This window comes from Ferdinandcohnia sp. FSL W7-1320 (genome assembly GCF_038050315.1).
Classification (GTDB): Bacteria; Bacillota; Bacilli; order Bacillales; family Bacillaceae_L; genus Ferdinandcohnia; species Ferdinandcohnia aciditolerans.
Genome location: NZ_JBBPAM010000001.1, coordinates 2760003 through 2774637 on the forward strand (window position 1 = coordinate 2760003; position 14635 = coordinate 2774637).

At 36.9% G+C, this 14635-nt stretch carries 13 protein-coding genes; all 13 read left to right on the forward strand.

The window, feature by feature from the left end:
* Window positions 1-12 precede the first annotated feature (12 nt).
* The 13 genes from nagA to NST91_RS13820 all read left to right on the forward strand — a co-directional run bounded on the left by nagA (window position 13) and on the right by NST91_RS13820 (window position 14618).
* Window positions 13-1170, forward strand: a complete 1158-nt coding sequence (nagA, locus tag NST91_RS13760; protein ID WP_341331594.1) for an N-acetylglucosamine-6-phosphate deacetylase — start codon at window positions 13-15, stop codon at window positions 1168-1170.
* A 39-nt stretch (window positions 1171-1209) separates the two neighbouring features.
* The gene (locus NST91_RS13765; RefSeq protein ID WP_341331595.1) at window positions 1210-3093 is read left to right on the forward strand and encodes a beta-N-acetylhexosaminidase; all 1884 of its coding nucleotides are present in this window, start codon (window positions 1210-1212) and stop codon (window positions 3091-3093) included.
* A 134-nt stretch (window positions 3094-3227) separates the two neighbouring features.
* Window positions 3228-4232, forward strand: coding sequence for a Gfo/Idh/MocA family protein (locus NST91_RS13770; protein WP_341331596.1), 1005 nt, complete (start codon window positions 3228-3230; stop codon window positions 4230-4232).
* Window position 4233: 1 nt separating this feature from the next.
* Window positions 4234-5208, forward strand: coding sequence for a Gfo/Idh/MocA family protein (locus NST91_RS13775; protein WP_341331597.1), 975 nt, complete (start codon window positions 4234-4236; stop codon window positions 5206-5208).
* Between the two features lie 79 nt (window positions 5209-5287).
* Window positions 5288-6865, forward strand: coding sequence for an FAD-dependent oxidoreductase (locus NST91_RS13780; protein ID WP_341331598.1), 1578 nt, complete (start codon window positions 5288-5290; stop codon window positions 6863-6865).
* A gap of 29 nt (window positions 6866-6894) precedes the next feature.
* Complete coding sequence (locus NST91_RS13785; protein WP_341331599.1) at window positions 6895-8736, forward strand: hypothetical protein; 1842 nt, start codon at window positions 6895-6897, stop codon at window positions 8734-8736.
* A gap of 17 nt (window positions 8737-8753) precedes the next feature.
* A complete protein-coding gene (locus NST91_RS13790) occupies window positions 8754-10319 on the forward strand; it encodes a hypothetical protein (RefSeq protein ID WP_341331600.1) in 1566 nt (521 codons plus the stop codon).
* Window positions 10316-10630 (forward strand): GDSL-type esterase/lipase family protein, encoded by a 315-nt coding sequence (locus NST91_RS13795; protein ID WP_341331601.1) that lies wholly within the window; start codon window positions 10316-10318, stop codon window positions 10628-10630. Before NST91_RS13790 ends, NST91_RS13795 begins: the two co-directional genes overlap by 4 nt.
* Complete coding sequence (locus NST91_RS13800; RefSeq protein ID WP_341331602.1) at window positions 10600-10932, forward strand: SGNH/GDSL hydrolase family protein; 333 nt, start codon at window positions 10600-10602, stop codon at window positions 10930-10932. Before NST91_RS13795 ends, NST91_RS13800 begins: the two co-directional genes overlap by 31 nt.
* A 167-nt stretch (window positions 10933-11099) precedes the next feature.
* A complete protein-coding gene (locus NST91_RS13805; protein ID WP_341331603.1) occupies window positions 11100-11654 on the forward strand; it encodes a hypothetical protein in 555 nt (184 codons plus the stop codon).
* A gap of 213 nt (window positions 11655-11867) precedes the next feature.
* A complete protein-coding gene (locus NST91_RS13810) occupies window positions 11868-13031 on the forward strand; it encodes a mandelate racemase/muconate lactonizing enzyme family protein (RefSeq protein WP_341331604.1) in 1164 nt (387 codons plus the stop codon).
* Between the two features lie 30 nt (window positions 13032-13061).
* On the forward strand, window positions 13062-14108 hold the full coding sequence (locus NST91_RS13815; protein ID WP_121446130.1) for a tripartite tricarboxylate transporter substrate-binding protein: 1047 nt from the start codon (window positions 13062-13064) through the stop codon (window positions 14106-14108).
* 90 nt (window positions 14109-14198) lie between these two features.
* Window positions 14199-14618, forward strand: a complete 420-nt coding sequence (locus tag NST91_RS13820; RefSeq protein WP_341331605.1) for a tripartite tricarboxylate transporter TctB family protein — start codon at window positions 14199-14201, stop codon at window positions 14616-14618.
* Window positions 14619-14635: the final 17 nt, after the last annotated feature.

The following is a 14635-nucleotide window of genomic DNA, read 5'->3' on the forward strand; positions in this document are numbered from 1 at the left end:
TTTTGAAGTTAAATGATGTGTAACCACTTTTACTTACAAGGAAATGTTGTTACAAATAAGAGAATAGATAAAAATATGATCATTGAAATCAAAGATGGAAAAATCATTTTCGTTGGTAAGAAAGAAAAGGAGGATCTGCCCTGCTACCAAGTAGAAGGGTGGATCTGTCCTGGTTTTATAGATACACATATACACGGTCTAAATGGTCAAGATTTTATGGATTGTTCAAAGGAAGGTTTTTATCGCATTCAAAATGGGCTCCCATCCTTTGGTGTGACAAGTTTCTTGTCAACATCAAGGGCAGCCACATTAGAAGATATTAAAACCTTCCTTTTATTAAATAAACTCATAGTTGCTGAAAATCGTGGTGGTGCTCGCCTTTTGGGTATTCATTTAGAAGGCCCATGGATTAATCAAAAATATAAAGGTGCTCAAAAAGCAGAATACATACTGGATCCTGCTATAGAAGAAGTAAAATCGTTACTTCAAATGGCTGGGAAATTGATAAAAATTGTAACATTAGCCCCTGAACTTCCTAACTCAACCGATGTCATACAGCTATTGAAGGAAAAAAAGGTTGCCATTTCTGCCGGACATACAGATGCATCATATGAGGAAATGGAAATGGCGATTCAATACGGCCTATCAAGAGTGACTCATTGTTTCAATGGAATGGGCCCGCTTACACATCGCAATTTAACAGCTGCGTTTGCAGCACTTGATTTACAAGAATTACACTGCGAACTTATCGCAGATGGCATTCATGTGCATTCAAAAATAATTGAACTCCTTTACAGAATGAAAGGGGTGGATCATCTTACCTTAATTTCTGATTGTACTGGGACCAACCAATTACCAGATGGGTGTCATCAAATCGGTGGGAAGACCGTCTATAAAAGTGGTGGAAAAGTATCATTAGCGAACGGAAGCCTTGCGGGAAGTTCTTTAACGCTAGACAAGGCAGTTCAATACATCATTCAGAAATCTCGTATTCCGATTGAAGAAGCAGTACAAATGGCGAGCTATAATCCAGCTGTAGTCTGTGGAGTTAGTGAACATAAAGGTAGGATAGCCGTTGGATTTGATGCAGATGTTGTTATTTTAACAAATGATTTAGAGGTAGAAAGCACAATTATAGATGGGAATTTTGTTTTCAGACGAAATGATTAGAGATTAAATTTTTATGATAACTGAAAAGAGGTATAAAAGATGAAAATTAATTTATTGGGTGAAACAAATTCAATTATAAATGGATTAAAGTTATTAATTGAAGACTTGGGGATTAAGTTGAATGAAAGTGGCTACCCAATTTCCGTGATTCAAAGGGAAGGTCCGATCCGTGTTACCAATAAGGATGGAAAAGGTGAAATCTATTATCAGGAAAAAATTCATTTCTATCGGGCAATCGGTGTGTGGTTAGAGAATTATCAAAAGAATGGTGAATTTGAGATAACTGAACAGCCCAATTTTCAAACAAGCGGTGTCATGCTGGATGTTTCTAGAAATGCTGTCTTAAAAGTAGATGAGGTTCAGGCATTGCTTAGAAAACTATCCATTATGGGATTAAACGTTGTCATGCTCTATACAGAGGATACTTATGAAGTACCAGAGTACCCGTATTTCGGCTATATGCGTGGTAGATACACAGAAGACGAACTAAAGACCTGTGATCAATATGCAGACGCTTTAGGAATTGAGATGATACCTTGTATCCAAACTCTCGCTCATTTAACAATGGCATTGAAATGGGGCTATGCGAAGGAAATTAGGGACACAGCTGACATTCTATTAGTAGGTGAGTCCAAAACATACCAATTTATAGAAAGCATGATTAAGGCTGCTTCGAAACCATTTAAATCAAATCGCATTCATATTGGAATGGATGAAGCGCATCAACTTGGACTTGGCCGCTATTTAGATTTAAATGGATATGAAAATCGTTTTGAGATTATGAATAAGCATTTAGAACAGGTTGTATCAATTGCAGAGCGTCATGGGCTAAAACCAATGATTTGGAGTGATATGTATTTCCGCTTAGGTTCAAAACATGGCGAATATTACGATGAAGATGTACATATTCCAGAAGAAGCGATTGCTTCAATACCAAAGAATGTGGAACTTGTGTATTGGGATTATTATCATGCAGATGAAGAGTTTTATCGGACTTATATTCAGAAGCATAAAGAATTAGGAAGAGATACTCTTTTTGCTGGTGGGGCTTGGACATGGAATGGGATTTCTCCCAACTATGGGCGCGCATTTGTAACGACTGAAGCTGCTTTATCAGCTTGTAAAAAAGATGGATTACATGAAGTGATTACGACATTATGGGGCGACAATGGAGGAGAAACTCCACTTACAACTGCATTACCAGTAATCCAGCTCTATGCGGAACATACCTATAAGCAATCAGTAACTATGGAGCATTTAGCTGAACGTTTCCATTTCTGCACGGGAAACCATTTGGAGGATTTCCTTACACTCAATCAATTAGATGAAACTCCAGGTGTAATGGAAAATAATCTGAACTCCTCAAATGCTTCTAAATTTTTATTATGGCAGGATCTCCTTATTGGTTTATTTGATGAAAATATCCGTGGATTTGAAATGAATGCACATTATCAAATGTTAATTCCTCAATTAAGGGCAGCTAAGGATAGAAACCCTAATTCAGCTTTACTATTTGAATTCTATGAACAGCTTGCAACTGTACTTAGTATGAAGTCGGAAATGGGAATTCATTTAAAAACAGCTTATGACAACGGTGATAAAGAAACGATGAAACTTCTTTTAACCGAGTTACACGAATTGACGAAAGAAATAAGTCTTCTCCATAACAAACATAGAGAAGTTTGGTTTTCCTTATATAAACCTTTCGGCTGGGAAATAATTGAATTCCGCTATGGGGGATTACTTGCCAGAATGGAAACGTCTAAACTCCGAATTTTACATTGGCTAGAAGGTTCAATCGAAAGTATTGAAGAATTAGAGGAAAAGAGATTAGTTCATGATGGTCCGAACGGGATACCTGACGGTTCGTTAGGTAATCACTTCTACAATCGAATTGCTACAGCGGGTAATTTTAATTGGTAAGGTTGATTAGGAGGGAAGGCGTATTCATTAAGAAAGAAAGCTACCACTGGTACAAAAAGAGTTATTTCCAATGGATGCTTGGAAATATATACCCTTAAAGTAATTTTCGGAATTTGAGAAGAGAGGTTGATTGTATGCAGAACGTATTATTGATAGGTGCCGGAACAATGGGAATGGTACATGCAAGTGCCTATTATGCAATGGAAGATGTCAAGGTCGTTGGAATTGTTGATATCAGAAAAGAGCAGGCAGAGCAAATCAGAGGTGAACATGATACAAAGATATTTCAAACCTTAGAAGAAGCTGTAGAAAATATCGAACGTATTGATGTGATCGATATTTGTGCTCCAACTTTTCTGCATAAAGAGTATGTGATAAAAGCAGCAGATTTAGGAATCAATGTGATATGTGAAAAACCACTAGCATATTCCCTTCAGGATGCCAAAGAAATGATTGATTATTGTAAAGAAAAAGATGTGAAATTATTTGTCGGACACGTGGTACGTTTTTTCCCACAATATTCAAAAGCAAAAGAGCTAGTAAAAAAAGAAGCAATTGGTGAGATTGGTATCGTTCGTACAAGAAGAGGCGGAAGTTTTCCTTTGGGATGGAGTGATTGGTATGCAGACCAATCGAAAAGTGGTGGCGTGATCCTTGATTTAATCATTCACGACTTTGATTTTCTTCGGTGGACATTCGGCGAAGTGGATCGAGTTTTTGCGAAAGGGCTATCTGAAAAAGGACTGGAACATCTCGATTATGCGATCGTTACATTGGTTTTTGAATCCGGTGTTATTGCTCATGTGGAAGGTACGTGGGCCCATCAAACTTTTTCTTCGCAATTTGAATTTGCCGGAAAAACTGGAATCATCGAATATGATAGTTTAAAAGAGGAGCCTGTTTTACTTTCGATTAGACAATCGAGCGAGGAACAAAACGGTGTTGAGGTACCTCAAAGTCCTATGAAAAAGTCACCGTATCATATAGAACTAGAACATTTCTTATCATGTTTGAAATCGAATAAAACGCCAATTGTTACAGCTGAAGATGCATATAAAGCAATGGAGATATCAGTTGCTGCCCTTGAATCTTTAAAAACAGGTGTACCTGTATCACTAAGTAAGAAAGGGGAGAACTGATATGAAGATTGGAATCATAAGCTTTGCTCATATGCACGCCCATAGTTATGCATCCGTCATTAAAAATATGGAAGGTATCACATTAGCTGGTATTTCCGATGAAAATGAAGAAAGAGGAATGAAGAATTCTCAATTATACGATACAGTATATTTTCAAAATTATCATGAATTACTTGGATCTGATATTGATGCTGTCATTGTAACTTCTGAAAACTATCTTCACCATCAACACGTACTTGCTGCGGCGAAAGCAGGAAAACATGTCTTATGTGAAAAGCCGTTAGCCACCAATTTAAAAGATATTGAAGAAATGATAAGCGAATGTGAGCAACATCAAGTTTTGTTAGGTACAGCTTTTCCTGTTCGATTTAACACACCCATTCAACATGCTAAAAAAGTGATAGAAGAAGGTAGACTAGGAGAAATTTTAGCAATAAAGGGAACAAACAGGGGAACCAATCCTGGAGGCTGGTTTATTGACAAGGAAAAATCTGGCGGTGGAGCGGTCCTTGATCATACAGTACACGTAGTTGATATCATGAGATGGTTCACTGGAGCCGAAGTGCAGGAAGTGTACGCAGAAATCGGTAACGTATATATTGATCATCCCATTGATGATTGTGGAATTTTGACAATGGAATTTACAAATGGAATGTTTGCTACACTTGATTGCAGTTGGTCAAGAAACAGCTCTTATCCAACGTGGGGCGATGTAACCATGGAAATTATCGGAACAAATGGCACCTTAAAGATAGACGCTTTTTCGCAAAAAATGGATTATTATTCAAATCACGATGGGCTCAAATGGATTAACTGGGGCGATGATATGGATGCCGGTCTAATCGAGGACTTTGTTGCAAGCGTTAAAGAAGGAAAGTCTCCATTAGCATCAGGACATTCAGGGCTAAAAGCAGTAGAGGTAGCTCTGGCAGCCTATCAGTCTTCTGAAAAGGGAACACCAGTAAAACTAAAATAAGTAAAAAAGAATTTGAAAAAATTTCTGAATCTTAGAGCTCGATTTGATTCGAGCTCTTGATAACGAAAGGGGGCTCACAATGAAAGTCTCTGAAAAATTGCAAACGGATATTGTGATTATCGGGGGTGGACTCGGAGGATGTGCGGCTGCACTTTCCGCCTTACAATCTGGGAAAAAAGTGGTCTTGACCGAGGAGACGAAATGGATTGGTGGTCAAATTACAAGCCAAGGTGTACCACCGGATGAGCATCCATGGATTGAACAATTTGGAGGGACGAAAACCTATCAGACTTTCCGAAAAAAAATCAGAGAATACTATCTTTCCAATTATCCAGTAAAGACCAAAGAACGGATGAATGATCAATTCAATCCTGGTAATGCCATTGTTAGTAACATAAGTCATGAACCGCGAGTTGCATTACGTGTTCTTTACGATTTGCTTTCGCCCTATATAAGTAGCGGTAGGCTGACGCTATTAACAGAGTATAAAATCCTTAAAGCTGAATCCGAAAATGATCAAGTTCAATCAGTTACCGTTGGACATACAAAAACAGGCCATACATACCAATTAAGAGGGAAGTATTTTTTGGATGCAACTGAAATGGGAGATGTTTTACCACTCGCCAATGTTGAATATGTAATTGGTGCTGAATCCCAAGGGGTAACAGGGGAAGCCCATGCACGTAAGGAAAATCAACCTTTCAATATGCAGGCTTTTACGTATTGTTTTGCGATTGATCATATTGATGGGGAAGATCACACAATTGAGAAACCTGTTCAATATGAATTTTGGAAGAACTATCAGGCAGAGTTTTGGCCAGCCAAACAATTAAGTTGGTGGGGACTTGTGCCTCACACATTAGAACCGATAGAGTATTCCTTTTTTTACGAACCAGAACACTTTTCATTATGGAATTACCGGAGGATACTCGATAAAAATAATTTTGAACCAGGAATGTTTCAAAGTGATGTAACCATCGTTAATTGGCCACAAAACGATTATTGGTTAGGTCCTATTATTGATGTAACGGATGAAGAAAAAGAAAAACATTTATATAATGCCAAGCAATTAAGTTTATCGCTGCTTTATTGGATGCAAACGGAAGCACCCCGCCCAGATGGAGGAACAGGCTATCCTGGTATACGCCTAAGGAAAGATGTTTTAGGAACAGAGGACGGCTTGGCCATGTACCCTTATATCCGTGAATCAAGACGAATTAAAGCTCAATATACCGTAAAGGAACAAGATATCAGCGGTGAAATCGATGGAAAAGAGAGTGCAACGTTCTTTCAAGATAGTGTAGGGATTGGAAGTTATCGGATAGACCTTCATCCGAGCACAGGATTGGACACGTATATTGATATTTCGTCCCACCCATTTCAAATTCCTCTCGGGAGTTTACTGCCAATACGCGTTCAAAATTTGTTACCCGCTTGTAAAAATATTGGTACTACTCATATTACAAATGGTTGTTATCGATTACATCCAGTGGAATGGAATATCGGTGAGGTAGCTGGCCATTTAGCGGCATATTGTATTGATCATGAAATCATCCCCCTTGAGGTAAGAAATCAAGATGATAAACTATCAGATTTTCAATCGCGTATCGCCAAAGCTGGAATAGAACTTGATTGGCCCAAAATCCACAAAATTTAAATGAAGACAAAGAGTGGAGTGGATAAACTTTGATCGCTTTAGTTGACAAAAGCATGTATATGAAACGTGTTGTAAGCTATACTCATTATTTTTCGGATATTAATCTACTTTTAAAGGAGAACCTTCATCAATACTCAGTTATTTTTATCAATGGGTATGACAATGGTAATCCAATGAAAGTATCGTACGACATACTTGAAAAACTTTGGGATTTTATTGATTATGGTGGAATTCTATACGGTGAACTTATAAACTGTGAGGATTTTCCTTCATCTCGTCTTTTTGGTTTCAAGCAGGATTTCACAGTAACGAATCGACGTCTAGAAAAGCTAGTAATTTCTCATGATACCCAATATTGTAAAAAAGGTCAGTTACTCGAATGGCAAGGTGCCTTTTTAACAGGCTTTACCTTTGACACGGAACGGCTTTTAGATATCGGTCATTTCAAAGAGACTCATCAAACTTCGGATGAAGGGCAATACCCTGGAATTATTGTGAAAAAGCATGGGAAGGGAAAAACCATTTTTTCAACGTTTTCTTTTTTAGGTAATGAACAGAATTGGACGTTACGACCTAATTGGTTATGGAATGCAGTTGTAAAATGGCTGCAAATGGAGTATCACCTACCACTACAATCAATCCAACCAATTATTCAAAAACGTGAGAAATCTGATACTAAACAAACAATTGACAATGGAATGGACTGGTTTTTAAAATCTGGAATCTTACCGAAGGAAGATGGAAGTCTCGGAGTTTATGAAAATATCCATTCAATTCGAAGCGATGTAAGTAAGGATCGTCGTCCAGATTGTCATTCCCATACTGCCCTTTTATTTTATCTGTATGGAGAATATGCAAAAGACCCTGAATGGACCGAGAGATCACATCGATTATTGAACTACTTATTTAAAGCAGGCTATCAGGATACAGATCCGAATTCAGCTACATATGGTTTTTGGAAATGGTTTCAAAGTCCAAAGAGTAAGCCAGAGCAAATATTCACTGATGATAATAGTTGGGTAACACTTGTTCTCTTATATTTATACCGTAAAACAGGTCAAACCATCTATAAAGAAAGGGGTCTATTAACAGCTTATGCTCTATTAAACACGCAGAATAAAAATGGACTTCGACCAGAATGTATCCGTGAACAAGAGCTAATAGAGAAAGGACCTGCATACTTCCAGAATTCCATAATCGCAAGTATGAATCCTCACTTTGAGGCAATTGCCCATGTTGCCTTTATCCAAGCGTATTATGTGACCAAGGATGAAAAGTTTTTAGAAACCGCATTCAAAGGTACGTTAACGATGCTTGATAATAAAAGTGATTTGAAATTCATGTATAGCAAAACGGCTGGATACAGCAGATTCTTATTATCATTAGCTGACATGTACGCCGTTACAAAGAGCGATACCATTCTGGAAGGTTTATATGAAGTACTTGATTATTTAACTGAGAACCAGCATAAACAAGGCGGAATTGAAGAAAGTGATAATCCGGATCCTGAAAGATATGGTACAGAGGATACGGGTGTGTTCCGAATGAATGGTGAAGGGATTGCAGATCAATTGTACACTAACAATTTCTTACTCATGAATGTTTGGGAAGCATGGAAAGCAACAGGAGACACTAAAATAAAAAAAATTCATGAGAAGCTAGCCCATTTTTTATCAAACATTCAAATTACTTCTCAAAGAAAGGAATTTGATGGTGGCTGGATGCGTTCCTATCATTTAGACAGTGGAGAGTATTTCGGTAACAATGGTGACACAGGTTGGGGTGCATATGTAATAGAAAGTGGATGGACAAATGCGATCATCTTATCTGGCCTCATCTTAAAAGAATTAGATCAATCTCTATTAGATTAATATGGGAAGGTGTCCAAATGTCGATTAGATGTACAACTCTAACTAGTAATCCAGCAATTATGTTTGCTAAAGAAGAGTTGCTTAAGTATACACAACAGGTTCAAGAGCCGATAACTTATTCATTTGTTTTAGGATTGGATCAAGATTTTATAGAAAATGGGTTGATTGAACAGTCTTTATTTAATAATGATCCTGCTGTTGATGCATTTCATTTTATACAAAAAGAACGAGAAATTTATATTATTGGAAGCAATACCAGATCAGTACTTTATGGGGTTTATCATCTTTGTAAAAACATGTTTGGGTATAAATGGGTTCATTTTTTATCTAAAGAAAAAATAGGATACAAAGACGTTCAATTTATATCTTCTGAAATCCATAGCGGAAGTATGGTAAGAAGAGGGCTCGTAATTGAAAATTACAGTGATATTCCATTCCTAACAAAACTCATCGATTGGGCTGCTAAACATTATATAAATGAACTGTTTTTTACTTTTATGCTATGGGATAAAGTGAAACATGTAATAGAAGAAGAGATTAATAAACGAGGCCTATCGATTACAATTGGCGGACATAGTATGCACTATTTATTAATGGAATCCTCGGTTTCTGAGAAAAAACAGATTGATTTTTCAAATGATAGCTGGAAGGTTACACTTGTAGATAAAATAAAAAACTATTGTGAAGAATCAACATCCATTAAACGAGTATCCTTATGGCCAGCCGATATTGGAATAAATGATAACCAAGATTTTTTAGCACGCTACATAGAATTTACTGAACTCATAAAAAGGGAGATTCCTAGCATTGAAGTAGAGCATATTGCCTACAATGCAGGTCTATCTTGGAATATGTTAGAACTTCATGAAGGGTTAAGTGGTTCTAGTAAAGTAAATACGCTATTTGCTTTTTGGGGAAGAAATTATAAGCAATCTTTTTTGAAGGAAGAAAGAGCATTTGAGGCCTTACAAAAATGGTGTCAAAAAACTAAAGTAAATCAGCAGGATATCACTATTTTTGAATACTATAGTGACCATTACATGTTAGGGGATTTATTTCCTCCTTTATTTCACAGAATTCATGAGGACATTGACGTTTACGCTAAGTTAGGAATCAAATCAATGGTTAATCTAATTGTCCCCTACATAACTAAAGAAGATGAGAAATCATTGGATCAGCATTTTCCATGGGAATCGTTACAGTTAATGAACAGTTATTATTTTGCACGGTTAACTTGGGGGGATGACTTTCATGAGATTGAAGCAGATTTCTACTCCATCTTTGACGATCATCAAATAAGTACAAAACAATTGCTTGTAAAATTGGAATCTGTACTTTCTGAAGTATCCAAATGGAATGTACCTCTGTTTCCATCCCGTGTAATTGATCCTGAAAAAGTAGTTCAACATGAAGCAATAAGTGAGATTATCACTGATTTAACAAAATGGAAAAGAGAACTTGTACCTTTTAAAGTCGATTCAACAACAGAAATAAAAGATCCCAATAGCCTGATATCATTTTACATGGATCATGTGTGTGAAAAGCTAGATGATCTCTTACGTACATGGAGGGGAAAAGAATGAAACAACGACTTGTTTTTATCGGTGACAGCATTACATGGTGGGGGATTAACGAGAGTGATAGTATTGGAACCGGATATGTGCGATTGCTTCATGATTATTTAAAGGTTAGCTTCCCACATCGAGATTTTGACATCATAAACAAAGGGATTAGCGGAAATCGGGTAACGGACCTAGCTGAGCGGTGGGAGCAAGATGTTATTTCGTATCATCCCGACATTGTTTCAATCTCCATTGGTATCAACGATGTGTGGAGACAAGTAGATTCTCCTGAGATGAACAAGTGTTACCAAACCGTTTTGAAGAAGTGTTAGAGAATCTACTTATAGAGATTAAGGAAAAAACCAATTCCACTATTGTCTTAATGGAACCAACCATTATTTCAGAAGATATTTTGGGAATAGGAAACAGTATGCTAAAACCCTATATTAAAAACATTCATCAATTAGCAGAAAAGTATAATGCCGTCATTGTTCCAACACATCAGGCATTCATTTCATTCTTAAACCATAAGAAGAACTTCCCCCTTACAATAGACGGTGTTCATATGAACTCGCTCGGGAATATGCTAATGGCTAAAACCTGGATAGAAGCAACGAAGGATATGTTTGAATAGTTGTAGTACTCTAATATGAAACTAATTATGAAAAAGAGTAGGCTTAAAATTATAGTAGCTTATTCTTTTTTATTATTGTAGATTAATAGATTCATCCACAATCTAACAGTTTTCGACACCCCCTTGACGGTATAATAAGGAAAATGATTAATAGGGAGGTTCGATTCTTGCTAGATTCTAGTCATGAATTCTATTTAAGTAGCGCAGAACGACAATTAATAATCAAAGGGATAAAGCGTGGATTAGAGCGTTTTTATAAGGATAGAGAGGGAAAACCTGATCTCGTCACCGAAAGAAACTTCATCTCCAGACAACGCGCCTCTTATGTTTTCGACTCCATCTATCACATCTCGAAACAACATCCAGAATTAAATGTAACGCCTGAAATTCGAACAGCAGGCCTATCATATGAATATGTATCACTCTTTTTTGAAACTCGAAAAATTGTCGTTACATTTAGCCAAGTAAAACGTCCTGAAGATCTGCCCGAATATAGTGAATATAGAAACGAATATACAGAAGGAAATCGGTTGTACAATCCGCAGCTATCCTTCTTCAGGGAAGATGAAGAATTTAATCTAAAAAGCTACAAACACCTCGTCGTCACGTTTAATGGCTCTCATGGACCGGATCCACTTTTTATATGGATAGGTGCAACAACACCTGGACAAAATGCCTGGATCTATCATGAGGAATTAAAAGAAGGAGTGGCTTTAGGATAATTTTTTTCTATGAGTGACAAATTAAAATGATTAGAGTGAGGTTGTAATGATTACAGCCTCTTTTTTATGTTATAAAATCCAACTTTCGATGTATTAAATCTATTTTTTAAACTTTTTTAAAGTAAATTAAATAAAGTTAAAGGCGAAATCAAAAAGAATAGATACTATAATGATGCTTAAGAAAGCGCTTACTACAATAAAATTAAGGGGGGAATGAACAGAATCGTTAAAAACGAGTTCTGTACTAGGCCAATGAAAATTACGGATATGACAGTAGACAGATATGAACGTATGGGAAAATCAGATATGGCATTTAGTGGTCACGAGGTTGTTGTTGTGAAGGTAGAAACAGATGAAGGAATTACAGGTACTGGATTCATAAGTTCTCCAGTTTATCCTCATGGAATTGCAAGTGATGTGGCAGCAAGGTTACTGAATAGAAACTTTAAAAATATCATTCTAGGTGAAAACCCGTTATACAATGAACAGCTTTGGTTGAAGATGTTTGATGGACCATGGCGACTAGGTATGAGGGGGATGATAAGAGATTGTATCGCTGCAATTGATTTCGCATTATGGGATATTAAGGCTAAAAAACTAAATGTTCCGTTATCCGACTTGTTCGGTTCTAAGCGTAACAAAATACTGACCTACGCAAATGTAGGACACCAGCTACCACCTGATGAACTGGCGAAAAAAGCCGTCGAATATGTAGAACAAGGACATACCGCCTTAAAAATTCGGGCAGGTTCTGTCGCTGTTCCGATTAAAGAGGCGAATAAAAGGGTTCAAGCCGTACGGGAAGCGATTGGTCCAGACGTGAAACTAATGGTGGACATTAACGGTTCTTGGGATACCGAAACAGCCATCCAACAACTTAAGGCATGGGAAAAATACGATATTTATTGGCTTGAAGAGCCTGTTGCACCTGAGGATATTTCAGGATATGCGAGAATTCGAGAGTATGCAGGAAACACCTATATTGCCGGTGGTGAGCAAAACAGTGGATTAACGGAGTTTCGCCAATTTATTGAAAAGAAAGCACTCGATATTATACAGCCAAACGCCATGGCAACTGGCGGAATCACAGATTGGTTACGTATCTATCATTTTGCTTCAGCTCACAATATTCCAATTTCACCTTGGAATCTTCAACAAATTCATATTCATTTAGCTGCAGGTCTGCCTAATGTGAAATGGGTAGAATATTTCTCTCACAATCGTGATTATTTTCAGGATGTGTTAATTAAAGGGCCGCATATTAGAGAGGTAAGAGGTGAAGATGGTGTATATCTACTTGCACCAGAAGGCCTAGGAATAGGAATTGAACTCGATGAAGAAGTAGCTGAAAGAACACATGTAAAAGATACCTTTTAAATTTATTGAAAATGAATTGGAGGAATATTGGTGAAAAAACAATATCATCTTATAGCTATTCTATTGTGTTTACTGCTCGTTCTTTTTGGATGCTCAAGCGGAGGAGACTCTTCAAAAGAGGCTTCTACAGATAAAAATTCGAAAGATAATCAGAGTCAAAGTGAAACAGATTCAACCGTCAAACTTGATGGCTCTGTTGAACTAATCGTTCCAGCAAGTGCTGGTGGTGGAAGTGATATAAATGCGAGAATGCTTGCAGAGATTATCCAAGCGAATAAATTGATTGATGAAAATGTGATGGTTGTCAATAAGCCTGGAGGAAGCACTGCAGTAGCTAACTCCTATACGTATAAGAAGGAAGGCACTAATAATACAATTTTAACTTGGAACTCCAGCCAAATTATCAGCCCATTTTTAAACAAGAATGATGTCACAATTGAAGATTTAACACCATTAGGTACACTGACTTTAGACAGCTATTTAATCATTGTTAAAGCGGATAGTAAGTATAAAACATTAGATGATCTATTGAAAGCAGCCAGAGAGAACCCACAGACGGTTTCGATTGGAGGAACAGGTCAAGGTACAGAAATTCACATCTTAAGTCATTTGATTAACAAGTATGGGGAAAGCGATTTAAAGTATATTCCTTTTGAAAGTGGTGGAGAAACTACTTCCGCACTACTTGGAGGACACATTGATGTTACTCTAGCCAACCCAAATGAAGTGAAATCCCAAATAGAAGCTGGCGAGGTTAGAGCATTAGCTACATCTTCACAGGAACGTATTGGTGGTGTATTAGAGGATGTTCCAACTTTTGAAGAAGTAGGATTAGGAGATATCAAAATTTCATCATTCCGAGGATATGTTGGACCACCGGGAATGACTGATGAAGAAATCGCTTATTGGGAAGATGTATTGAAACAAGTTCATGAATCAGAGAGTTGGCAAAAAGATTATATTCAAAAATACGATTTGACCAGTCAATATATGAATGCTGAAGAAAGTAAAGCATTTTACGAAGAAGTTCTAAATCTTTATTTAGAAGCATCAAAAGAAATGGGGCTTATTGATTAATATGGATGGCGGAAGGTCCATACCACCTTCTGCCAATGTTTCACCATACTACTCTAATCTTTTGAATTTAGTTGAAAAGAGGAATATAACATGACTAGAGTAATATCCATTCTTTTATTTATAGTCGCACTCTTTTTTATCCATCAAGGCTGGTTTAACTATACGTTTTGGGAGAATAATGCGCCAGGCAGTGGTTTCATTCCTCTCATTGCAGGTCTCGTTTTAGCCGTATTCACACTCAATATTTTTATTAAAAATGATAAAAAACCGTTTGGATTCGTGAAAAAACAATTATACCCCTTTATTGGGAGCTTAATCATGATCATATCAATCTATGTATTAGGAATGATTCTATCAATTGCCATTTTTATTATTGCTTGGCTCATTATTATTGAAAAATATTCTACTTTACGAGCATCGATTTATGGAATTACAACAACATCTGTTATATATATCATTTTCAAAATCTCACTTAAGGTTCCACTTCCTGAAGGTTTTGTAGGATTTTAATAGAAAGGAGATATGCT

Coding starts and splice junctions, on each gene's coding strand:
- nagA (WP_341331594.1), top strand. CDS start 13: ATGATGTGTAACCACTTTTACTTACAAGGAAATGTTGTTACAAATAAG.
- NST91_RS13765 (WP_341331595.1), top strand. CDS start 1,210: ATGAAAATTAATTTATTGGGTGAAACAAATTCAATTATAAATGGATTA.
- NST91_RS13770 (WP_341331596.1), top strand. CDS start 3,228: ATGCAGAACGTATTATTGATAGGTGCCGGAACAATGGGAATGGTACAT.
- NST91_RS13775 (WP_341331597.1), top strand. CDS start 4,234: ATGAAGATTGGAATCATAAGCTTTGCTCATATGCACGCCCATAGTTAT.
- NST91_RS13780 (WP_341331598.1), top strand. CDS start 5,288: ATGAAAGTCTCTGAAAAATTGCAAACGGATATTGTGATTATCGGGGGT.
- NST91_RS13790 (WP_341331600.1), top strand. CDS start 8,754: ATGTCGATTAGATGTACAACTCTAACTAGTAATCCAGCAATTATGTTT.
- NST91_RS13795 (WP_341331601.1), top strand. CDS start 10,316: ATGAAACAACGACTTGTTTTTATCGGTGACAGCATTACATGGTGGGGG.
- NST91_RS13810 (WP_341331604.1), top strand. CDS start 11,868: ATGAACAGAATCGTTAAAAACGAGTTCTGTACTAGGCCAATGAAAATT.
- NST91_RS13820 (WP_341331605.1), top strand. CDS start 14,199: ATGACTAGAGTAATATCCATTCTTTTATTTATAGTCGCACTCTTTTTT.